The sequence below is a fragment of the Sphingomonas endophytica genome, assembly GCF_001476895.1.
GTDB classification, from domain to species: Bacteria; Pseudomonadota; Alphaproteobacteria; order Sphingomonadales; family Sphingomonadaceae; genus Sphingomonas; species Sphingomonas endophytica_A.
On sequence record NZ_LDTB01000054.1, the window covers coordinates 1 to 19,965 of the forward strand.

Annotated in this window: 25 protein-coding genes; 12 read left to right on the plus strand and 13 right to left on the minus strand. The window is 67.9% G+C overall.

Annotated features, from left to right (window positions below; translation table 11 throughout):
- A partial coding sequence (locus tag NS334_RS12650) for a prephenate dehydratase (protein ID WP_058756318.1) occupies positions 1-865 on the plus strand: 865 nt, incomplete at its 5' end.
- A gap of 76 nt (positions 866-941) precedes the next feature.
- On the opposite strand, the gene NS334_RS12655 is transcribed toward NS334_RS12650, so the two are convergent.
- Entirely contained in the window at positions 942-1,118 is a 177-nt protein-coding gene (locus NS334_RS12655) for a hypothetical protein (protein ID WP_428835056.1), read from the minus strand.
- 169 nt (positions 1,119-1,287) lie between these two features.
- On the opposite strand from NS334_RS12655, the gene NS334_RS12660 reads away from it, so the two are divergent.
- The 4 genes from NS334_RS12660 (at position 1,288) to NS334_RS12675 (ending at position 3,387) form a co-directional block, all read left to right on the plus strand.
- On the plus strand, positions 1,288-1,947 hold the full coding sequence (locus tag NS334_RS12660; RefSeq protein ID WP_058756320.1) for an HAD-IA family hydrolase: 660 nt from the start codon (positions 1,288-1,290) through the stop codon (positions 1,945-1,947).
- A complete protein-coding gene (locus NS334_RS12665) occupies positions 1,944-2,150 on the plus strand; it encodes a hypothetical protein (RefSeq protein WP_058756321.1) in 207 nt (68 codons plus the stop codon). The genes NS334_RS12660 and NS334_RS12665 overlap by 4 nt, the downstream gene beginning before the upstream one ends.
- The gene (locus NS334_RS12670) at positions 2,147-2,833 is read left to right on the plus strand and encodes an ATP12 family chaperone protein (protein ID WP_058756322.1); all 687 of its coding nucleotides are present in this window, start codon (positions 2,147-2,149) and stop codon (positions 2,831-2,833) included. Before NS334_RS12665 ends, NS334_RS12670 begins: the two co-directional genes overlap by 4 nt.
- Before the next feature lie 95 nt (positions 2,834-2,928).
- Positions 2,929-3,387 (plus strand): hypothetical protein, encoded by a 459-nt coding sequence (locus tag NS334_RS12675; protein ID WP_058756323.1) that lies wholly within the window; start codon positions 2,929-2,931, stop codon positions 3,385-3,387.
- 25 nt (positions 3,388-3,412) lie between these two features.
- On the opposite strand, the gene gmk is transcribed toward NS334_RS12675, so the two are convergent.
- The 7 genes from gmk to fumC all read right to left on the minus strand — a co-directional run bounded on the left by gmk (position 3,413) and on the right by fumC (position 8,628).
- On the minus strand, positions 3,413-4,072 hold the full coding sequence (gmk, locus tag NS334_RS12680) for a guanylate kinase (RefSeq protein WP_058756324.1): 660 nt from the start codon (positions 4,070-4,072) through the stop codon (positions 3,413-3,415).
- Between the two features lie 41 nt (positions 4,073-4,113).
- On the minus strand, positions 4,114-4,944 hold the full coding sequence (gene fghA / locus NS334_RS12685) for an S-formylglutathione hydrolase (protein WP_058756340.1): 831 nt from the start codon (positions 4,942-4,944) through the stop codon (positions 4,114-4,116).
- A 130-nt stretch (positions 4,945-5,074) separates the two neighbouring features.
- Positions 5,075-5,458, minus strand: a complete 384-nt coding sequence (locus NS334_RS12690) for a VOC family protein (protein ID WP_058756325.1) — start codon at positions 5,456-5,458, stop codon at positions 5,075-5,077.
- Between the two features lie 13 nt (positions 5,459-5,471).
- Complete coding sequence (locus tag NS334_RS12695; protein WP_058756326.1) at positions 5,472-6,584, minus strand: S-(hydroxymethyl)glutathione dehydrogenase/class III alcohol dehydrogenase; 1,113 nt, start codon at positions 6,582-6,584, stop codon at positions 5,472-5,474.
- A 169-nt stretch (positions 6,585-6,753) separates the two neighbouring features.
- A complete protein-coding gene (locus NS334_RS12700; RefSeq protein WP_058756327.1) occupies positions 6,754-6,963 on the minus strand; it encodes a hypothetical protein in 210 nt (69 codons plus the stop codon).
- Entirely contained in the window at positions 6,960-7,172 is a 213-nt protein-coding gene (locus NS334_RS12705; RefSeq protein ID WP_058756328.1) for a hypothetical protein, read from the minus strand. The genes NS334_RS12700 and NS334_RS12705 overlap by 4 nt, the downstream gene beginning before the upstream one ends.
- Before the next feature lie 64 nt (positions 7,173-7,236).
- On the minus strand, positions 7,237-8,628 hold the full coding sequence (gene fumC / locus NS334_RS12710; RefSeq protein ID WP_058756329.1) for a class II fumarate hydratase: 1,392 nt from the start codon (positions 8,626-8,628) through the stop codon (positions 7,237-7,239).
- A gap of 93 nt (positions 8,629-8,721) precedes the next feature.
- Between fumC and NS334_RS12715 the strand changes: the two genes are divergently transcribed.
- From NS334_RS12715 to NS334_RS12725, 3 genes are all read left to right on the plus strand, one after another.
- Positions 8,722-9,063 (plus strand): phosphoribosyl-ATP diphosphatase, encoded by a 342-nt coding sequence (locus NS334_RS12715; protein ID WP_058756330.1) that lies wholly within the window; start codon positions 8,722-8,724, stop codon positions 9,061-9,063.
- An 11-nt stretch (positions 9,064-9,074) separates the two neighbouring features.
- The gene (locus tag NS334_RS12720) at positions 9,075-9,467 is read left to right on the plus strand and encodes an HIT domain-containing protein (RefSeq protein WP_058756331.1); all 393 of its coding nucleotides are present in this window, start codon (positions 9,075-9,077) and stop codon (positions 9,465-9,467) included.
- A gap of 86 nt (positions 9,468-9,553) precedes the next feature.
- Positions 9,554-11,089: an amino acid permease gene (locus NS334_RS12725; protein ID WP_058756332.1), complete on the plus strand. Its 1,536-nt coding sequence runs from the start codon at positions 9,554-9,556 to the stop codon at positions 11,087-11,089.
- A gap of 134 nt (positions 11,090-11,223) precedes the next feature.
- Here NS334_RS12725 and mscL read toward each other — a convergent pair whose 3' ends face one another.
- Complete coding sequence (gene mscL / locus NS334_RS12730) at positions 11,224-11,691, minus strand: large conductance mechanosensitive channel protein MscL (protein ID WP_058756333.1); 468 nt, start codon at positions 11,689-11,691, stop codon at positions 11,224-11,226.
- A 92-nt stretch (positions 11,692-11,783) separates the two neighbouring features.
- Here mscL and NS334_RS12735 point away from each other — a divergent pair, with 92 nt between their 5' ends.
- Positions 11,784-12,326, plus strand: coding sequence for an NUDIX hydrolase (locus NS334_RS12735; protein ID WP_058756334.1), 543 nt, complete (start codon positions 11,784-11,786; stop codon positions 12,324-12,326).
- 201 nt (positions 12,327-12,527) lie between these two features.
- On the opposite strand, the gene NS334_RS12740 is transcribed toward NS334_RS12735, so the two are convergent.
- Complete coding sequence (locus NS334_RS12740; RefSeq protein WP_058756335.1) at positions 12,528-12,809, minus strand: ETC complex I subunit; 282 nt, start codon at positions 12,807-12,809, stop codon at positions 12,528-12,530.
- Between the two features lie 179 nt (positions 12,810-12,988).
- On the opposite strand from NS334_RS12740, the gene dnaK reads away from it, so the two are divergent.
- From dnaK to era, 3 genes are all read left to right on the plus strand, one after another.
- Positions 12,989-14,890, plus strand: coding sequence for a molecular chaperone DnaK (gene dnaK / locus NS334_RS12745; protein WP_058756336.1), 1,902 nt, complete (start codon positions 12,989-12,991; stop codon positions 14,888-14,890).
- A 284-nt stretch (positions 14,891-15,174) separates the two neighbouring features.
- A complete protein-coding gene (dnaJ, locus tag NS334_RS12750) occupies positions 15,175-16,293 on the plus strand; it encodes a molecular chaperone DnaJ (RefSeq protein ID WP_058756337.1) in 1,119 nt (372 codons plus the stop codon).
- Positions 16,294-16,391: 98 nt separating this feature from the next.
- The gene (gene era / locus NS334_RS12755; protein ID WP_241491939.1) at positions 16,392-17,264 is read left to right on the plus strand and encodes a GTPase Era; all 873 of its coding nucleotides are present in this window, start codon (positions 16,392-16,394) and stop codon (positions 17,262-17,264) included.
- An 87-nt stretch (positions 17,265-17,351) separates the two neighbouring features.
- Here era and NS334_RS12760 read toward each other — a convergent pair whose 3' ends face one another.
- From NS334_RS12760 to NS334_RS12770, 3 genes are read right to left on the minus strand one after another with little or no spacing between them, the layout of a single operon-like run.
- Complete coding sequence (locus NS334_RS12760) at positions 17,352-18,332, minus strand: DUF2891 domain-containing protein (RefSeq protein WP_058756338.1); 981 nt, start codon at positions 18,330-18,332, stop codon at positions 17,352-17,354.
- Positions 18,329-19,234, minus strand: a complete 906-nt coding sequence (locus NS334_RS12765; RefSeq protein WP_058756342.1) for a 5-oxoproline transporter, DUF979 family subunit — start codon at positions 19,232-19,234, stop codon at positions 18,329-18,331. The genes NS334_RS12760 and NS334_RS12765 overlap by 4 nt, the downstream gene beginning before the upstream one ends.
- Positions 19,231-19,860, minus strand: a complete 630-nt coding sequence (locus tag NS334_RS12770; RefSeq protein ID WP_058756339.1) for a DUF969 domain-containing protein — start codon at positions 19,858-19,860, stop codon at positions 19,231-19,233. The genes NS334_RS12765 and NS334_RS12770 overlap by 4 nt, the downstream gene beginning before the upstream one ends.
- Between the last annotated feature and the right edge of the window lie 105 nt (positions 19,861-19,965).

Sequence of the window (19,965 nt, forward strand, 5' to 3'; positions counted from 1 at the left end):
CCCGATCGTCGCCGCGATGGCCGACCCCGCCGCCGCCGCCCCCGAACGCGCCGTCGCGTTCCAGGGCGCGCCGGGCGCGAACAGCCATGTCGCGGTGCAGGAGGCGTTCCCGGAGGCGCTGCCGCTGCCGTGCTTCAGCTTCGAGGATGCGCTGGACGCGGTGAAGACCGGCGCGGCCGATTGCGCGATCATCCCGATCGAGAATTCCCTGCACGGCCGCGTCGCCGACATGCATTTCCTGCTGCCCGAATCCGGGCTGGTCATCACCGGCGAGCATTTCCTGCCGATCCGTCACGCGCTGATCGGCTGCGGCCCGCGCGACGGCGTGACCAGCGCGATGAGCCATCCGCAGGCGCTGGGGCAATGCCGCCACTGGCTGAAGGCGCACGGCATCGTGCCGGTGAACTATCCCGACACGGCCGGCGCGGCGGCGATGGTCGCGGAACTGGGCGATCCGGCGGTCGCGGCGCTGGCCCCGCCGGGCGCGGCGGCGATCTACGGGCTCGACCTGCTGGCGACCGACATCGCGGACGCCGACCACAATATGACGCGCTTCGTCACGCTGGCGCGCGGGGCGCGGCCGCTGACCGGCGAAGGGCCGTGGATGACGACCTTCATCTTCGAGGTGAAGAACGTTCCCGCCGCGCTGTACAAGGCGATGGGCGGATTCGCGACCAACGGCGTCAACATGACGAAGCTGGAGAGCTACCAGCGCGGGGGCAGCTTCGCCGCGACCGAATTCTATGCCGATGTGGAAGGGCGGCCCGGCGACCCGGGATTCGACCGCGCGCTGGAGGAACTGGGGTTCCATGCCAAATGGGTGCGCGTGCTGGGCACTTATGCCCAGGCGCGCAAACGCGGATGACGAGTCGCGCCGCGCCGGCGCGCTCATGATCGCGCGTCGCGCGGCCCGGAATTCCGCCGGAGCGGCACGCCGCCACTCAGATCGCGGTCACCGCGCCGTTCGCCAGTCCCCAGGCCGCATAGCCCCCCGCCGCCACCGCGATCCCGCAGGTCACGCCGAACAGCACATAGCCGACATAGGTCAGCATCGGCGGGTTCGCGCGTGCCAGCTTGCGGTTGCGCGTCGCGCCCGCCAGCACGAAACTCAGCAGCATTCCATACGTCAGTGCGACGGCTTCCAGCATTACCCGCCCCTCGGCTCGACAAGTTCATGGTCGCCCCCCGGCGTCCGTGGGCGGGTTAACCATATCCGCGAGCCACTACGAAGTCGTTAACGCGCGCCCTGCCGCTTGCCTCTCACGGTTCACCGAGTAACAGGCGGGCATGTCCATCCGACTCGCCGTCTTCGATTGCGACGGCACGCTCGTCGACAGCCAGGCCAACATCTGCCGCGCGATGGAGCGCGCCCATGAAGCCGCCGGGCTGGCCGCGCCGCCGCGCGCCGCGATCCGCGCGATCGTCGGCCTCAGCCTGGTCGAGGCGATGGCGATGCTGCACCCCGCCGGCCCCGCCGATCTGCATCACGCGCTGGCGGAGGATTACAAGGCGATCTTCCGGCGGATGCGCGAGGACGGCGAACTCGATGCCGAGCCGCTGTACGACGGGATCGTCGAGGCGCTCGACACGCTCGCCGCCGACGGCTGGCTGCTGGGGGTCGCCACGGGCAAATCCGATCGCGGACTGTCGCATGTGCTGGCGCAGCATGGCCTGACCGACCGGTTCGTGACCCTGCAGACCGCCGATCGCCACCCGTCCAAACCCGATCCGGCGATGTTGCGCACCGCGATGGCGCAGGCGGGCGCCGCGCCCCATATGACGGCGATGATCGGCGACACCGGCTTCGACATGGCGATGGCACGCGCCGCCGGTGCGCGCGCGATCGGCGTCACCTGGGGCTATCACCGCGAGGAACAGCTGCGGGCGGCGGGCGCGCAGGCGATGGCGCGCGTCTGCATCGACCTGCCCGGCTGCGTCCGCGCATGAGCGATCCCGCCTTCCCGCGCTGGATCGCGATCGTCGCCGTCCGGCTGGCCGCCACGGCAGGCGCGCTGTTCGGCGTCGTCCTGCTGGCGCGCGCCGGGACGCTGGCCCCGCGCCTGCTCGGCATCGCGATCGTACTGAGCGCGCTCTGGATGATCGCCACCGTCCCCCGCGCGCTCGCGCACCGCTGGAGAAGCCCGAAGTGAAGCGTTTCTGGACCGACGTGATCGTTGCGGACGATCGTTCGATCCTGTTGGACGCGCGCCCCGTCCGGACGCCGGGCCGCGCCGCGCTGGCCCTGCCCACCGCCGATCTGGCCGCGGCGATCGCCGACGAATGGCGCGCGGTCGGCGACACGATCGATCCGCGCGCGATGCCGCTGACCGGCCTCGCCAATGCCGCGATCGACCGGGTCGCCGCCACGCCCGACGCCTTCGTCGCCGATCTGGCGCGGTACGCGGAGAGCGACCTGCTCTGCTATCGGGCGGACGGCCCGGCGGAGCTGGTCGCGCGACAGGCGGCGGCATGGGATCCGCTGCTCGACTGGGCGCGCACGCGCTACGACGTGCATTTCACGATCGTCACCGGGATCATGCACCGGCCGCAACCGCCCGCGACGCTGGCGCGACTGGAAGAGACGGTGGCCCGTCGCGACGCCTTCCAGTTGGCGGCCCTGTCGCCGCTGGTGACGCTGACGGGCTCGCTGATCGGGGCGCTGGCACTGGCCGAACGCGCGGTGAACGCCGATGCCTTGTGGTCGGCGGCGATGGTCGACGAGGACTGGCAGCTCGAACGCTGGGGCGAGGATTCGCTCGCCACGCAGGCGCGGGAGGGCAAACACCGCGATTATGACGCCGCTGCCCGCTTCCTGGCACTGCTCGGCGCGTGACGGAAGCCGGCGCTCGCTCTCACGACTTGTTAAGTTAATCAAGGTTACGGACCGGATCCGCACAGAGAGGGTGTGAGCGTGCAGCGGAGGTCGACATGTGGAAAGAGCTGGCCCGTCTGAACGAGGAACTGGTCGTCGCCATGCAGAACCATCGGGATGTCTGCGATGGCGCGATCGTGGACCTGCCGACGATCGCGAGCCTGCGCTGGCGGATCGCCGGTATCAGCCGCCAGCGCCTGGATCATCTCAACAACACGGTCCTGCCGACCGCGGAAGCGACCGCGACCGGCGAGTTCGCCCGGCGGCTTCAGGCGCTGAAGGAGTCGACCCCCGCGTATCGGCAGCAGATTTCCGCCTTCCTCGCCGCATGGCCGACCGCTGCGATCCCGGGTGACTGGGCGGGCTATCGGTCGGAGTCGCTGGCGATCCTGGCGGTGATCCAGCGACGACTGGCCGATGAAAACGTGCTCATGCAACTGGCCGCGCGACGTGGCAGCCATGCGGGCGACGCGCGCGAGGCGGTCGCATCGCTTCGGGCCGAGCTCTGGCGGTGACGCGCGGGCGCGACGGAACGCGCCGTCAGCCGGCGGGGGTGCGCAGCTTGCGGATGAAGCCGATCAGCCCCGTCTGCCGCGAGCGCTTCAGCCGCTCCGCCGCCAGGATCGTCTTCACCTTGGCATAGCACGACTCGACATCGTCGTTGACCAGCACATAGTCATAGCCGTCCCAGTGGCTGATCTCGGCATCGGCGCGGCTCATGCGGCGTTCGATGATCTCCTGCGCATCGGTCGCGCGGCCTTCGAGACGGCGGCGCAGTTCCTCCATCGACGGCGGCAGGATGAACACGCGCACCACGTCGCCACCGGCGATCTGGTGCAGCTGCTGCGCGCCCTGCCAGTCGATGTCGAACAGCACGTCCTTGCCCTCCGACAGCATCGCGTCGACCGGCGCGCGCGGCGTGCCGTATCGCTGGTCGAAGACGTGCGCCCATTCCAGGAATTCGTGGTTCGCGACCATCTCGCGGAATTTTTCCAGCGAGACGAAATGATAGTCGCGGCCGTCCTCCTCGCCGTTGCGGATATCGCGCGTGGTGGCCGACACCGACAGCGACAATTCGGGCTCGCTGGCCAGCAGCATCCGCGCGATCGTCGACTTGCCCGCGCCGGATGGCGAGGACAGGACGAACAACAGTCCACGGCGCTTCATATTGTGCGGATCGGCGGGCGAGCGATGAGGCATGTGCGCTGATGCCCCGCCATGCCGCACTGCGTCAAGCGGGGTCAGGCGCGGAGCCGCGCCGCATGCCACGCCAGATGATCGGCCATGAAGGTCGAGATGAAGTGATAGCTATGGTCGTATCCCGACCGCATCCTGAGCGTCAGGTCGATCCCCGCAGCCGCGCACGCCTCCGCCAGCAATTCGGGGCGCAATTGCTCGGCCAGGAACGAATCGGCATCGCCCTGATCGACCAGCAACTCCTTCACCCGGGCGCCGTCCTCGATCAGCGCCACCGCATCATGCCGGCGCTTCGCCGCCATGTCGTCGCCCAGATAACGGTCGAGCGCGCCCCCCCACGGCACCTGCGTCGGCGCGACGATCGGCGCGAAGGCGGAGACGGCACGGAAGCGATCCGGGTGGCGCAGCGCGGTGGTGAGCGCGCCGTGCCCGCCCATCGAATGCCCCATGATCGACTGCCGCGCCATGTCCGCCGGAAACGCGGACGCGATCAGCGCGGGCAGTTCCCCGGTGACATAGGACCACATGCGGTAATACGCCGACCACGGCGCCTGCGTGGCATCGACGTAGAAGCCCGCGCCCTTGCCGAAATCCCACCTATCCTCATCGGGCACGTCGTCGCCGCGTGGGGACGTGTCGGGCGCGACGAAGATCAGCCCGTGCTCGGCGCAGGCGCGGCGATATTCGCCCTTGTCGGTGACATTGGCATGGGTGCAGGTCAGCCCCGACAAATACCACACCACCGGCAATTTCGCGCCCGGCGCGTGATCGGGGACATAGACCGAGAAGGTCATGTCGGTCCCGGTCGCGGTCGAGGCGTGGCGATACACACCCTGCGTCCCGCCATGCGCTTTCGCGGTAGAGACGGTTTCCATCATCAAGTCCTTCTTCCTTCCGTCATCCCGGCGCGGGCCGGGATCCACCGTGCCGCACGTTCAGACGGCCTGGCGTTCGCGGAACAATGGATCCCGGCCTTCGCCGGGATGACGGCGGCGGGCGTAGACGTCAGGCGGGAACGCGATACGCGCCGCACAGCTTGTTGCCGTCCGGATCGCGCAGATAGGCCAGATAGAGCGGCCCGAACGGCGTCGTCCGCACGCCCGGCGCGTCTTCGATCGCGGTGCCGCCGTTCGCGACGCCGGCCGCATGCCATGCCTGCGCCTGTTCCGGCCCGGTCACGGCGAAACCGATCGTGCCGCCATTGGCATGGCAGGCCGGCTGGCCGTCGATCGGGGTCGAGACCATGAACAGCGCCCCGCCGTGCATGTAGAGGATGCGGCCCTTGTCGTCCTGCATCCCCGGCCTGCCGCCCAGCGCGGCGAACAGCGCATCGTAAAAGGCCTTCGACCGCGTCAGATCGTTCGACCCGACCATCACATGCGAAAACATCCGTTCCCTCCCCTCAATACACCACGACGCTGCGGATGCTTTCGCCCGCGTGCATCAGGTCGAAGCCCTTGTTGATCTCGTCCAGCGTCAGCCGGTGCGTGATCATGGGGTCGATCTCGATCATCCCGTTCATGTACCAGTCGACGATCTTGGGCACGTCGGTCCGGCCCTTTGCGCCCCCGAACGCGGTGCCGCGCCAGTTCCGCCCGGTGACGAGCTGGAACGGCCGCGTCGCGATCTCCTTGCCCGCCTCGGCCACGCCGATGATGATCGACGTGCCCCAGCCGCGGTGACACGCCTCCAGCGCGGTGCGCATCACCTCGGTATTGCCGGTCGCGTCGAAGCTGTAGTCCGCGCCTCCATCGGTCAGCTCCAGCACCTTCGCGATCGTCTCCTCGCGCGACAAGCCCTTGCTGTTCAGGAAGTGCGTCATGCCGAAGCGGCGGCCCCATTCTTCGCGGTCGGGGTTGATATCGACGCCGATGATCCGCCCTGCCCCCGCCAGCTTCGCGCCCTGGATGACGTTCAGGCCGATCCCGCCAAGGCCGAAGACGACGACATTCTCGCCCGGCTGGACCTTGGCGGTGTTCACCACCGCGCCGACCCCTGTCGTGACGCCGCAGCCGATATAGCAGCTGGTATCGAACGGCGCGTCGGGACGGATCTTCGCGACCGCGATCTCGGGCAGGACGGTGAAGTTCGAGAAGGTCGAACAGCCCATGTAATGATAGATCGGCTGCCCCTTGTAGCTGAAGCGGGTCGTGCCGTCGGGCATCAGCCCTTTCCCTTGCGTCGCGCGGATCGCGGTGCACAGGTTCGTCTTGCCCGACAGGCACGACTTACACTGACGGCATTCCGGCGTGTACAGCGGGATGACGTGATCGCCCGGCACCACGCTGGTCACGCCCGCGCCGACCTCGCGCACCACGCCGCAGCCTTCATGGCCCAGCACGCTCGGGAACAGCCCCTCGCTGTCCAGCCCGTCCAGCGTATAGGCGTCGGTGTGACAGATGCCGGTCGCCATGATCTCGACCAGCACCTCGCCCGCCTTCGGGCCTTCCAGATCGAGCTCGACGATCTCCAGCGGCTTCTTCGCCTCGAACGCGACGGCGGCGCGGGTCTTCATGCGGGATGCCCCTATCCTGTGTGTCGGGCGGGGTCATATGCGGCGCGTCGAGCGGCTTCAAGATCGACGCTGACCCGATGCCACATGCGAAAGGGCGTCCGGCATGACGGCCAATGCCGCCATGCCGGACGCCCTGCGATCGCCGCGCCGTGTCGGCGACCCGCGCCCTTTAGATGGCGGTCGCGCCCGCCTTGCTCGCCTTGCGGCGATCATAGGCCTTTTTCGCGACATAGGCACCGCCCAGCGCCATGCCCAGCGGCCCCATGCGCGTCACCGCGCGCGTCGCGATCATGCCCAGCAACGCGCCGCCGGCGCCGCCCTTGCCGTCACGGCGGTCCAGCTCGCGCCCGACCAGCGCGCCCAAAATCGTGCGAATCATGCCTTCACCCTCTCCGAAATAGTGTCGCCCAGAACCTCGATGCCCTTCAGCACGCCCCAGCCCACCGCATAGGTCGCGGCGACCGGCAGCACGAGCTTCAGGACGTTGGCGGTAATCGCACCGTACAGCGCACCGTCCGCCGCGCTGTCATCGCCCGACATGGCGTCGATCGCGCCTCCGATCAGCGCGCCGATCGTCGTTGCACCCATGATGGAAACCCTCGTTCGTTACGCAACAACAATGCCGCGTCCCGCCTTCGGGTTCCGTCGTGGATCAGCGGCCCAGCATCGTCTCCGGCCGCACCACGCGCTCGAACGTATCGGCATCGACCAGCCCCAGCGCCAGCCCGGCCTCCTTGAGCGTCAGCCCTTCCTGATGCGCGTGCTTGGCGATCCTGGCGGCATCGTCATAACCGATCTCGGGCGCGAGCGCGGTGACGAGCATCAGCGAGCGGTCGAGCAGCTCGGCGATCCGCGCCTCGTTGGCGCGAAGGCCGTCGACGCAGCGTTCGGCGAAACTGTCGCACCCGGTCGCCAGCAGGTCGATCGAGCGCAGCACGCTGGCCCCGATCATCGGCTTGAAGACGTTGAGTTCCAGATGCCCCTGCGCGCCGCCGACCGTGATCGCGACATGGTTGCCCATCACCTGCGCGGCGACCATCGTCAGCATCTCGCACTGCGTCGGATTGACCTTGCCCGGCATGATCGAACTGCCCGGCTCGTTGGCCGGCAGGTCCAGCTCGCCCAAACCGCAGCGTGGCCCTGAGCCGAGCAGGCGGATGTCATTGGCGATCTTGGTGCACGCCACCGCCAGCGTGTTCAGCGTCCCCGACAGATGCACCAGCGGGTCGTTGCTGCCCAGCGCCTCGAAGAAATTCTCCGCCGGGCTGAACGCGATTCCCGTCAGCCCGCGCAACTCCGCGCAAAAATCGCGGGCGAAGCCGGCGGGGGCGTTCAGCCCGGTGCCGACAGCCGTACCGCCCTGCGCCAGCCGGTCGGTGCCATGCTCCACCGCCGGCTCGATCCGCCGCAGACAGCGGTACAGTTGATGCGCGTAACCCGAAAACTCGTCACCCAGCGTCAGCGGCGTGGCGTCCTGCAGGTGCGTGCGCCCGATCTTGACCAGATCGCGCCACTCGGTCGCGCGCGCGTCCAGCGACGCGTGCAGCCGCTCGACCGCCGGGAACAGCCGCTGCCGCACCGCGATCGAGCAGGCGATATGCAGCGCGGTCGGGAAGCTGTCGTTCGACGATTGCCCGCGATTCACATCGTCATTGGGATGGACCGGCGACTTGCCGCCGCGCGTGCCGGTCAGGATCTCGTTGGCGCGCCCCGCGATCACCTCGTTGACGTTCATGTTGCTCTGCGTGCCGCTGCCGGTCTGCCAGATCACCAGCGGGAACTGATCGTCGAGTTTGCCGCCCGCGACCTCGGCCGCCGCCTGTTCGATCGCATCCGCCTTTTCCGCCGACAGGCCGTGGCGACGGTTCACGCGCGCCGCCGCCTGCTTGACCAGCGCCAGCGCGTGGACGATCTCGATCGGCATCCGCTCGCGCGCGCCGAACGGGAAATTCTCCAGGCTGCGCTCGGTCTGCGCGCCCCAGTAAGCGTCGACGGGAACCTCGATCGGGCCGATCGAGTCGGTTTCGGTGCGGGTATGGCTCATGACAGGGCAACTCGTGCTCGCGCCGCTTGTTGCATGTCAATCGCAGAAACCCGCCCCATTGACCCCGCCACGCCGACGCGGCACCCCACCGGCATGAGCGATACCTTCGACCGTCTCTTCGCCACCGTCGCGTCCCGCAGGGGCGCGGACGCCGACAGTTCCTACACCGCCTCGCTGTTCGCGCGCGGACGCGGACGGATCGCGCAGAAGCTGGGCGAGGAAGCGACCGAGACGGTGATCGCCGCCATGGGGCCGGACGCGCGCAAGATCGTGCCGGAGGCCGCCGACCTGATCTATCACCTCTGCGTGCTGCTCGCCGATGCCGGTCTGACGCTGGACGACGTGCGCGCCGAACTCGCGCGGCGAGAGGGGACCAGCGGCCATGAGGAAAAGGCCGCGCGCGGCCCCCGCCCCCTGTCCTTCCGCGCCGAATAAAGGATGCCCCGATGAGCGTCGACGCCACCCTGCCCTATGACGACGGCAACATCTTCGCCAGGCTGCTGCGCGGCGAGATCCCGTCGCGGCGCGTGTACGAGGACGATCATACCATCGTCTTCCACGACATCGCGCCGTGGGCGCCGACGCATTTGCTGGCGGTGCCGCGCGGTTCCTACGTCAGCTGGGACGATTTCTCCGCGAATGCCGGCGAGGCGGAGATCGTCAGCTTCACCCGTGCGATCGGCCATGCCGCACGCGAGGCGGGACTGGTGGCCGGCGGCTACCGCCTGATCGCCAACACCGGGCTCGATTCGCATCAGGAGGTGCCGCACCTCCACGTCCACATCCTCGGCGGCCGCGCGCTCGGTCCCATGCTGGTGCAGAACGACGGTCGCGTTTGATACCGTCACATTGACGCAACACTATTGCGCGCCCGTGATCCGCCGCTAGGCTCCCGCCATCAGACTTTCCGGGGGCTTCGACCTACATGATTTTCGGGCGCGTCAAACCTCTCGACGCTATCCTCGCCACGGCGGAGAAGAAATCGCTGCACCGCACGTTGGGCTGGTTCCAGCTCACCTTGTTCGGCATCGGCTGCGTCATTGGCACCGGCATCTTCGTGCTGACGGCGGCGGGCGCGCAGAAGGCCGGTCCCGGCCTGATGCTCGCCTTCGCGATCGCGGGAGCGATCTGCATCGTCGCGGCGCTGTGCTATGCGGAGATTGCCGCGATGATTCCTGTGGCGGGATCGGCCTATACCTATACCTATTCGACGATGGGCGAGTTGCTCGCCTGGACGGTCGGCTGGGCGCTGATTCTCGAATATGCGGTTGCCGCCAGCGCGGTCGCGGTCGGCTGGTCCGGCTATTTCACCGGCACGATCCTCAACCAGTTCATGGGGATACACCTGCCCGCATGGCTGTCGGCGGCGCCCTTGGCGCTGGGCGGCGCGCCGGGCGGGTTCATCAACCTGCCCGCGATCGTCATCGCGCTGCTCATCACCTGGCTGCTGATGATCGGCACGACCGAAAGCGCGCGCGTCAACGCCGTGCTGGTCGCGATCAAGGTAACGGCATTGAGCGCGTTCGTCGCGCTGACGCTGCCGAGCGACTATTTCAGCACCGATCGCTTCAATCCCTTCCTGCCGGCCGGCGTCTTCGGCGGCTTCGGCACCGGGGTCGGCGCGGTCGGCGCGGCGGCGACGATCTTCTTCGCCTATGTCGGCTTCGACGCGGTATCGACCGCCGCCGAGGAAACCAAGAACCCGCAGCGCAACGTACCGATCGGGCTGATCGGCTCGCTGCTGTTCTGCACCGTCTTCTACATCCTGGTCGCGGCGGGCGCGATCGGGACGATCGGCGGGCAGCCGATCATGGGGCCGAACGGCATTCCCTTCCCGGCCGGGTCGGAGGAACTGGCGCGTCAGTGCGCGCTGCCGCAGCATAAGGACGCGTTGGTCTGCTCGGGCGAGGCGCTGGCGCACGTCCTGCGCGTGATCGGCTGGTCGGGGGTCGGCAACCTGCTCGGCATCGCCGCCTTCGTCGCGCTGCCGTCGGTGATCCTGATCCTGATGTTCGGCCAGACGCGCATCTTCTTCGTGATGAGCCGCGACGGCCTGCTCCCCGAGCGGTTGTCGACCGTCCATCCGAAGTGGAAGACCCCGCATATCGTGACGGCGATGACCGGCGTCGGCGTCGCCTTCGCCGCGGCCTTCCTGCCGGTCGGGCAGCTGGCCGACATCGCCAATGCCGGCACACTCTATGCGTTCATGATGGTCGCGATCGCGGTGATGATCCTGCGCCGAACCGCCGCGCACCAGCCGCGCAGCTTCCGCACGCCCGTCCTGTGGCTGGTGGGACCGCTGACGATCCTGGGCTGCGTGTTCCTGTTCTTCAACCTGCCGTCGGCGGCGATGCTGGTGCTGCCGGTATGGGGCGCGATCGGGCTGGTGATCTACTTCGGTTACAGCCGCAGCCACAGCCATCTGGGGCGCGGCATCGTCGAGGTGCCCGAGGCGCATTGATCGCCGTTGTCGGGTGAAAAGGGGCCGGGAGGAACATCCTCCCGGCCCCTTTTTTCATATCGTCGGCGCATTTATGTCACCCGTGCGCCCGGAAGACGCAGCGATGGCCCCTGCCGGCGCGGGGGCGACAGCGTTCAGGCCGTCGGCGGCACCGCACCGCGTCCCTTCAACTCGTCGCGGATCTCGCGCAACAGCACCACTTCCGCCGGCTCGGCGGCGGGTTCGGCGGTCCCGGCAGCCTTCTCGCGCTCGACGGTCGCGATCACCTTGTTCACGCTGCGCATCAGCAGGAACACGATGAACGCCAGGATCACGAAGTTGATGACGACGGTCAGGAACTCGCCATAGCCCAGCAGCGGCACCCCCGCCGCCTTCAGCTGCGCGTAGCTGTCGACCGACCCCTTATAGTCCGCCGGGATCGCGCCCAGCCGGATGAAATAGCTGGAGAAATCGAACCCGCCGAACAGCGCGCCGACCACCGGCATGATGATGTCGTCGGTCAGCGACTTGGTGATCGTCGCGAACGCGCCGCCGATGATGACGCCGACCGCGAGGTCCAGCACGTTGCCGCGCGCGATGAACGCCCGGAAATCCTTGAGCATATGACGGCCTTTCCCTCTTGTTCTCGCGAACAGGGGGTAAGCGCGCTTTTTCGCTTCGCCAAGCCATGCGCGCTGCGGTAGCAGTCGCGGCCATGACCCACGCCCCGCACCGCGACGCCGCCTTTCCGCCCGAAACCGCCTGGGAGGGCCGCTATATCAAGGTCGTCACGCAGGGCGGCTGGGAATATGTCGCGCGGCGCGGCGGCATCCAGGCCGCGGTGATCGTCGCGATCGACGACGCGGACCGCGTCGTGCTGGTCGAGCAATATCGTGTGCCGCTGGGGCGCCGCTGCCTCGAATTGCCGGCCGGGCTGATCGGCGACACCGACGCGGGCGAGGCGGTCGCGGTCGGCGCCGCGCGCGAACTGGAGGAGGAAACCGGCTATCGCGCCGGACGGATCGAGGATCTGGGGTTCTTCCATTCCTCGCCGGGAATGAACAGCGAGGGCTTCACGCTGGTGCGCGCGCACGATCTGGAAAAGGTCAGCCCCGGTGGCGGCGAGGCGGACGAGGACATCGAGGTCCATCTCGTGCCGCGCGCCGAGATCGCCGCCTTCGTCGCGACGAAGCGCGCCGAGGGCGTGGCGATGGACGTCAAGATGCTGGTGCTGCTGGCGGACGAGATGGTCGCCTGACCACCAGCGTCGCCCCTGCGCAGGCAGGGGCGCATGTCTCTGTCGTCCCGCGATACAAGCGACACACACGCACCGCGTAGGTGGCGACGTTCTCCACCAACCACACAGACATAGGCCCCTGCCTACGCAGGGGCGACCGGCTTTGGCATCGACGTCTGGCGCTCGATCGACATCGCCCCCGCCTGCGCAGGGACGACGGCGTCAGCGGAAATTGTCCGCGTAACTCTGCAGCTTCAGCGTCTTGGTCGGCGTCGGGATGACCGTGAACGCCAACCCCTGCGCCTCGGCATAGGCCACCGCCGCCTCGCACGACGGGAAGGCCAGCCGGATCTGGTCGCGCGTGTCGCCGCTGCCGGCCCAGCCGGTCAGCGGATCGGGCTGCTTGGCCTCGCCGGGCTCGAATTCGAGCTGCCACGTCTCGGTCCGGGCCTTGCCGGATTGCATGGCGTTCTTCGGGCGCTGATAGATGCGGGCGGTCTGCATGATGGCTCCTCCTACGGTCCACGCGGCAAACAGGCAATGGTTCCGCGTCAGATGACGGACCAATCTTGCGGGGCCGTTCGCGCCACCTATATCGCCCTTCGTCACACGCGGTTGCGCTGCCGTAACGGGGCGTGTCCGCACTCGAAGTCACAAATATGCAGGGGCTAGGTAAAGCACTCATGGCAAAAGTAATCGGTATCGACCTCGGCACCACCAATTCGTGCGTCGCGGTCATGGAAGGCGGCAAGGCCAAGGTCATCGAGAATGCGGAGGGTGCGCGCACCACGCCGTCGATCGTCGCCTTCGCCAAGGACGGCGAGCGGCTGATCGGTCAGCCCGCGAAGCGTCAGGCCGTAACCAACGGTGACAACACGATCTTCGCGGTGAAGCGCCTCATCGGCCGCCGCTTCGACGATCCGGTCACCAAGAAGGATACCGAGCTGGTCCCCTATCACATCGTGAAGGGTGCCAATGGCGACGCCTGGGTGCAGGCCGGTGGCAAGGATTACAGCCCCTCGCAGATCAGCGCCTTCACGCTTCAGAAGATGAAGGAAACCGCCGAATCGTACCTCGGCGAGACGGTCACGCAGGCGGTCATCACCGTTCCGGCCTACTTCAACGATGCCCAGCGTCAGGCAACCAAGGACGCCGGGCAGATCGCCGGCCTCGAAGTGCTGCGCATCATCAACGAGCCGACCGCGGCGGCGCTGGCGTACGGCCTCGACAAGCAGGACGGCAAGACGATCGCGGTCTATGACCTCGGCGGCGGCACGTTCGACGTCTCGATCCTCGAGATCGGCGACGGCGTGTTCGAGGTGAAGGCCACCAACGGCGACACCTTCCTGGGCGGCGAGGATTTCGACAACAAGATCGTCGATTACCTGGCCGAGGGCTTCAAGAAGGATGAGGGCATCGACCTCACCAAGGACAAGCTGGCGCTCCAGCGTCTGAAGGAAGCCGCCGAGAAGGCGAAGATCGAGTTGTCGTCGGCTGCCTCGACCGAGGTCAACCTGCCCTTCATCACCGCCGACCAGAACGGCCCGAAGCACCTGGTCAAGACGATCACGCGCGCCGATCTGGAGCGTCTGGTCGAGGATCTGATCAAGCGCACGCTGGACCCGTGCAAGAAGGCGCTGGCGGACGCGGGCGTGTCGGCCAGCGAGATCAGCGAAGTCGTGCTCGTCGGCGGCATGACCCGCATGCCGCGCGTGCGTGAGGTCGTGAAGCAGTTCTTCGGCAAGGACCCGCACACCGGCGTCAACCCGGACGAGGTCGTCGCGATGGGCGCCGCGATCCAGGCGGGCGTGCTGCAGGGCGACGTGAAGGACGTGCTGCTGCTCGACGTGACCCCGCTGTCGCTGGGCATCGAGACGCTGGGCGGCGTGTTCACGCGCATGATCGATCGCAACACCACGATCCCGACCAAGAAGTCGCAGACCTATTCGACCGCTGACGACAATCAGCAGGCGGTGACGATCCGCGTCTTCCAGGGCGAGCGCGAGATGGCGGCGGACAACAAGCTGCTCGGGCAGTTCGACCTGCTCGGCATCCCCCCCGCCCCGCGCGGCGTGCCGCAGATCGAGGTGACGTTCGACATCGACGCCAACGGCATCGTCAACGTGTCGGCCAAGGACAAGGGCACCGGCAAGGAGCAGCAGATCCGCATCCAGGCATCGGGTGGCCTGTCGGACGCCGACATCGACAAGATGGTCCGCGACGCCGAGTCCTTCGCGGAGGAGGACAAGAAGCGTCGCGCGGCGGCCGAGGCGAAGAACAACGCCGAATCGCTGATCCACACCACCGAGCGTCAGCTGGCCGACAATGGCGACAAGGTGGACGAGTCGCTCAAGGGCGAGATCCAGTCGGCGATCGACGCGGCGAAGGCGGCGGTCGAGAGCAATGACCCGGAGCAGATGAACGAAAAGAGCCAGGCGCTGGCACAGGTCGCGATGAAGCTCGGTCAGGCGATCTACGAGAAGCAGCAGCAGGCCGATGCCGCCCCGCAGGGTGACGCCGCGCCCGAGGCGAAGAAGGATGACGTGGTCGACGCCGAATTCTCGGAAGTCGACGACACGAAGTAACGTGACATCCTGGCCCTCTCCCCGGTGGGGAGAGGGTTGGGAGAGGGGTAGTGAGGAAAGCCGACCATGCATCGCACGTCAGCAGCCGTGGCCGCCCCTTCGCAAACTACTACCGTCCACTCCAACCCGTCATCCCCGCGCAGGCGGGGATCCAGAACCTCTGACGTGGCGATTGAAACCCCAGCGTCGGTGCGTCTGGATCCCCACCTTCGCGGGGATGACGGCGTTAATTCCCGGGTCGTCCGCACCGCCCTGACGGAATGCCGATCCGACCTAGAGGCCGCATGACCGAAATCGACTATTACGAGCTGCTCGAATGCGAGCGCACCGCGGATGCCGCGACGATCAAATCGTCGTATCGCAAGCTCGCGATGAAGTATCACCCGGACAAGAACGCCGGGTGCAAGGATTCCGAGGCCCGGTTCAAGGCGGTCAGCGAAGCCTATGACTGCCTGAAGGATCCGCAGAAGCGCGCCGCCTATGACCGTTTCGGGCATGCCGCGTTCCGCAACGGCGGCGGCGGGCATCAGGCGCAGGATTTCGGCGGCTTCTCCGACATTTTCGAAAGCGTCTTCGGCGAGTTCATGGGCGGCCAGCGCGGCGGCGGGCGTCAGCAGACGCGGCGCGGCGCGGACCTGCGCTACGACATGGAGATCACGCTGGAGGAGGCGTTCCACGGCAAGGAGACGGAGATCACCGTCGATATCTCCGCGCCATGCGACACCTGCCACGGCACCGGATCGAAGCCCGGCACCCACGCCCACACCTGTCAGCATTGCCACGGCCACGGCAAGGTCCGCGCGCAGCAGGGCTTTTTCGTGGTCGAACGCGCCTGTCCGCTCTGCCACGGCTCGGGTCAGGTCATCACCGATCCGTGCGGCGACTGCCGTGGCGAGGGTCGTGTCGAGAAGACCAAGACGCTCGCCGTGTCGATCCCGCCCGGGGTGGACGAGGGTACGCGCGTTCGGCTGACCGGCGAGGGCGAGGCGGGCGCGCGCGGCGCGCCGGCGGGCGACCTCTACATCTTCCTGCATGTGAAGCGGCATGCGATCTTCGAGCGCGACGGCACGACGCTGTTCGCGCGCGCGCCGATCAGCTTCACCACCGCCGCGCTCGGCGGGGTGATGGCGATCCCCGGCCTCGACGGGAAGCGGCATGAGGTGAAGATTCCGGCCGGCATCCAGTCGGGCAAGCAGCTCAAGCAGCGCGGCGCCGGGATGCCGGTGCTGCAAGGGCGCGGCCACGGCGATCTGGTCATCCAGATCGAGGTCGAGACGCCGACCAAGCTCACCACGCGCCAGCGCGTGCTGCTGGAGGAGTTCCGCGAGACCGAAACCGGTGAGGAATGTCCGCAAAGCCAGGGCTTCTTCTCGCGGCTCAAGAGTGTCATTGCGGGCGAATGACCGATCCTGAAACCCCCGCGAATGTTGAATCCAACGCGCTAGCGTCTCAACATTCGCAACATTCGTCCCAAGATTCGACGGCGCAACATTGCGGGCTGGTGGCGGTCGTCGGCGCGCCGAACGCCGGAAAGTCGACCCTGGTCAATGCCTTGGTCGGGCAGAAGGTCGCGATCGTCAGTCCCAAGGCGCAGACGACCCGCACCCGGTTGATGGGCGTCGCGATCGAGGGCGAGACGCAGCTGCTGCTGGTCGACACGCCCGGCATCTTCGAGCCGAACCGCCGCTTCGACCGCGCGATGGTCGCCGCCGCCTGGGGCGGGACCGAGGGCGCGGACGTGATCGCCCTGGTCGTCGACGGCAAGGGCGGCTTGGGTCCGAAAGTGACCGAGATCGTCGAGGCGCTGAAGGGCCGTCCCGAGCCGATCTATCTCGTCCTCAACAAGGTCGACCTCGCCGACAAGCCCAAGCTGCTGCTCCATGCCGAGCGGCTGAACGGGCTGCTGCCGTTCGCGGAAACGTTCTTCATCTCGGCGCAGACCGGCGACGGCGTCGCGCACTTCAAGCAGACGCTCGCCAGGGCGCTTCCGCCGGGTCCGTGGCATTACCCGGAGGATCAGGTCTCCGACGCCTCCGAGCGGGCGATGGCCGCCGAGGTGACGCGCGAGCAACTCTACCTGCAACTCCATGCCGAACTGCCCTATGCCAGCGTGATCGAGACCGAGAAGTTCGTCGATCGCGAGGACGGATCGGCGGAAATCCACCAGCAGATCATGGTCGAGCGCCCCTCGCAGCGCGCGATCGTGCTCGGCAAGGGCGGCGCGCGGATCAAGGAAATCGGGGCGAAGGCGCGCGCCGAACTGGCCGTTCTGCTCGACCGCCCGGTGCACCTCTATCTGCACGTCAAGGTCAAGCCGAACTGGGACGAAGACCGCAGCATCTACCGCGACCTGGGACTGGACTGGGTCGACTAACCCCTCCGTCATTGCGAGCGGAGCGAAGCAATCCAGAGCCGGATCAGGACGCCCTGGATTGCTTCGCTCCGCTCGCAATGACGATGCTCACATCATCGCCAGTAACGCAAATGTCGCCAGCCAGTGCGTCCCCATATAGTCGTCATCCAGATGCGGCAGGCTCGCCTCCAGATGCCGCGCCGCCGCCGCCTCCGCGACCGGCACCACCGGATGCCCCTCCCCCAGCGCCGCCGCAATCGCCCGCCAGCACCACGCCCGGCTCAGGTTCAGCCCGTCGAGATGCGCGATCTTCCCGTCCGACCGATCGGAAACGAAGGCCGGCACGAACAGCGTCCCCGGCTGCTCCGCCGCCGCATCCGGCAGGAACGTGTCGAACCATTCGGCAAACCCCGCCCCCAGCACTTGGCTCATCAACAGCGCCTCGCATAGCGCGGGTGACAGGAACTCGTCCCCGCCCGGCTCCCACGCCTGACACGCCACATCCAGCCCGAACCAGTGCCGCGCCCGCACCTCGATCACCTGCGCCAGCTCGGCGTCGTGTGCCCGCGCCCAGTCGAGCGCCAACGTACAGGCAAACGCGGTGTTGGAATGCACCCCCGCCCGGATCGCGTAGGTAAGCCGCGGCAGATGCGCGGCGAACCGCGCCGCGATCGACCGCGCCAGCGGTTCCAGCGCCGCCGCCCAGCCCGCGTCATGCCGCGCCGCCTCGGCATGCAGCGCCAGCAACCACGCCCAGCCGTACGGCCGCTCGAACGTGCCCGCGACCGGGCGCTCGAAATAGGCGATTTCCCCCGCGACCTTCTCCGCGACGAACAAGGCATCGGCGCGCGCGCGGATCTCCGCCACCTCGGCAATTTGCGGGTACAGCCGCGCGATCGTCAGCAACTGCCACCAGCCGTGCACGCAGCTATGCCAGTCGTAACTGCCGTGGAAGATCGGGTGCTGGTCGGCAGGCGCGCGCAGGTCGCCCGGCACGCATGTGACATGCTGGAGCGCGTAAGGATATTGCTGTCCGACATGCCCCAGGGTCAGCCGCGCGAACCCCGCCGCCGTTGCCGCATCGATCATCGCACCACCCACCACAACAACAGGATATTGAACGCCAGCAGCGGCAGCGCGGTCGGCACCTGCGCGCGGATCACCCCGTTGCGGTCCTTGAGTTCGAGCAACGCCGCGGGCATCAGATTGAAGTTCGCCGCCATCGGCGTCATCAACGTCCCGCAGAATCCCGCCAGCATCCCGATCGCCGCGACCGGCGCCGGGTTCGCGCCATAGTGATGCACCAGCAACGGGATACCGACCGCCGCCGCCATCACCGGAAAGGCGGCAAAGGCATTGCCCATCACCATGGTGAACAGCGCCATGCCAAGCGCATAGGCCAGCACCGCGCCGAAGACGCTGCCGCCCGGTATCGCCTGCCCGACCAGCCCCCCGACGACGTCGCCCACGCCTGCCAGCGCGAACACCGCGCCGAGGCTGGCGAGCATCTGCGGCAGCACCGCCACCCAGCCGATGTCATCCATCAACCCGCGCCCCGCGATCAACGGCGCGGCCGGCGTAGGACGGTAAAGCACGTAGCAAAGCACCAGCGCGATCAGCACGCCGCAGGTCAGCGCGACCAAGGTCGCCTGTTTCGGATCGACCAGCGCCGGCACCTGCTTGAACACCAGCGTGCCCAGCAGCGCGGTGGCCGGGATGACGAGCGCGGGGACGAAGACGCTCCAACCGCTCCGCTCGACCGGCGCGGGCGCAGCGGCCCGCCGCCGCATCCGCCCGCTCGCCGCGATCGCGACCAGCGCCAGCACGAGGCAGCCGTTGCCGATATCGCCGATCCGGTCGCCGAGCAGAAAACTGACCGCGATCAGCGCATGGAACGCGCCATTCGCCCAGCGCCGCTCCGCGATCCCCAGCGCGGCGAAGATCGCGAACATCGCGCCCGCGACCGCATAGATCAGGTTCAGCCCGATCACCGCCGCCGCTCCATCCACAACAGCCGCGCGCCGTGGATCACGAACGCCGCGATCGCGGTCGGAATCGCCCAGACCGACAGGTGCAGCGGCTCGATGCGGATGCCGTACCCCTCCAGCACGCCCTTCATCAGCAGGATCGATCCGATCGCGAGGAAGATGTCCTCGCCGAAGAACACCCCGACATTGTCGGTCGCCGCCGCCATCGCGCGCACGCGCTCAGGATCGAGGCCGTCGCTCGCCGCCTCCGCCATCGGCGCGACCAGCGGCCGGACGGTCTGGGCCGGTCCGGCGATCGAGATGAGGCCCAGCGCGGCCGTGATCTGCCGGAACAGCAGATAGCCGAGCAGCAACCGCCCGGCGGTCAGCCCCTTCAACCCCGCGACCAGCGATCGGGCGCGGGCCTGCAACCCTTCGCGCTCCAGCAGGCCGATGACCGGCAGGACGATATAGACGACCGTGACGTAACGCGTGTCGTTGAACGCCTTCCCGAATGCCGCAAGGATCGCGAGCGGATCGATCCCGGCGGCAAGGCCGGTGGCCAGCGCCGACACCGCGATCACCAGCATCGGGTGAAAACGGAGCAGGAAACCCGCCGCGATGATGACGATGCCGGACAGGACCAGCATATCTACCTTCCCGTCACCCCGGCGAAGGCCGGGGTCCAGTTGGGGGACGCTGCCGCATCTCGCATACGACCCGCCACTGGGCCCGGGCCTCCGCCGGGGTGACGG

Bases quoted from the DNA above. Each gene is read 5' to 3' on its own strand.
- NS334_RS12655 (WP_428835056.1), bottom strand. From the start codon at position 1,118: ATGCTGCTGAGTTTCGTGCTGGCGGGCGCGACGCGCAACCGCAAGCTG.
- NS334_RS12660 (WP_058756320.1), top strand. From the start codon at position 1,288: ATGTCCATCCGACTCGCCGTCTTCGATTGCGACGGCACGCTCGTCGAC.
- NS334_RS12665 (WP_058756321.1), top strand. From the start codon at position 1,944: ATGAGCGATCCCGCCTTCCCGCGCTGGATCGCGATCGTCGCCGTCCGG.
- NS334_RS12675 (WP_058756323.1), top strand. From the start codon at position 2,929: ATGTGGAAAGAGCTGGCCCGTCTGAACGAGGAACTGGTCGTCGCCATG.
- gmk (WP_058756324.1), bottom strand. From the start codon at position 4,072: ATGCCTCATCGCTCGCCCGCCGATCCGCACAATATGAAGCGCCGTGGA.
- fghA (WP_058756340.1), bottom strand. From the start codon at position 4,944: ATGGAAACCGTCTCTACCGCGAAAGCGCATGGCGGGACGCAGGGTGTG.
- NS334_RS12690 (WP_058756325.1), bottom strand. From the start codon at position 5,458: ATGTTTTCGCATGTGATGGTCGGGTCGAACGATCTGACGCGGTCGAAG.
- NS334_RS12695 (WP_058756326.1), bottom strand. From the start codon at position 6,584: ATGAAGACCCGCGCCGCCGTCGCGTTCGAGGCGAAGAAGCCGCTGGAG.
- NS334_RS12700 (WP_058756327.1), bottom strand. From the start codon at position 6,963: ATGATTCGCACGATTTTGGGCGCGCTGGTCGGGCGCGAGCTGGACCGC.
- NS334_RS12705 (WP_058756328.1), bottom strand. From the start codon at position 7,172: ATGGGTGCAACGACGATCGGCGCGCTGATCGGAGGCGCGATCGACGCC.
- fumC (WP_058756329.1), bottom strand. From the start codon at position 8,628: ATGAGCCATACCCGCACCGAAACCGACTCGATCGGCCCGATCGAGGTT.
- NS334_RS12715 (WP_058756330.1), top strand. From the start codon at position 8,722: ATGAGCGATACCTTCGACCGTCTCTTCGCCACCGTCGCGTCCCGCAGG.
- NS334_RS12720 (WP_058756331.1), top strand. From the start codon at position 9,075: ATGAGCGTCGACGCCACCCTGCCCTATGACGACGGCAACATCTTCGCC.
- NS334_RS12725 (WP_058756332.1), top strand. From the start codon at position 9,554: ATGATTTTCGGGCGCGTCAAACCTCTCGACGCTATCCTCGCCACGGCG.
- mscL (WP_058756333.1), bottom strand. From the start codon at position 11,691: ATGCTCAAGGATTTCCGGGCGTTCATCGCGCGCGGCAACGTGCTGGAC.
- NS334_RS12735 (WP_058756334.1), top strand. From the start codon at position 11,784: ATGACCCACGCCCCGCACCGCGACGCCGCCTTTCCGCCCGAAACCGCC.
- NS334_RS12740 (WP_058756335.1), bottom strand. From the start codon at position 12,809: ATGCAGACCGCCCGCATCTATCAGCGCCCGAAGAACGCCATGCAATCC.
- dnaK (WP_058756336.1), top strand. From the start codon at position 12,989: ATGGCAAAAGTAATCGGTATCGACCTCGGCACCACCAATTCGTGCGTC.
- dnaJ (WP_058756337.1), top strand. From the start codon at position 15,175: ATGACCGAAATCGACTATTACGAGCTGCTCGAATGCGAGCGCACCGCG.
- NS334_RS12760 (WP_058756338.1), bottom strand. From the start codon at position 18,332: ATGATCGATGCGGCAACGGCGGCGGGGTTCGCGCGGCTGACCCTGGGG.
- NS334_RS12770 (WP_058756339.1), bottom strand. From the start codon at position 19,860: ATGCTGGTCCTGTCCGGCATCGTCATCATCGCGGCGGGTTTCCTGCTC.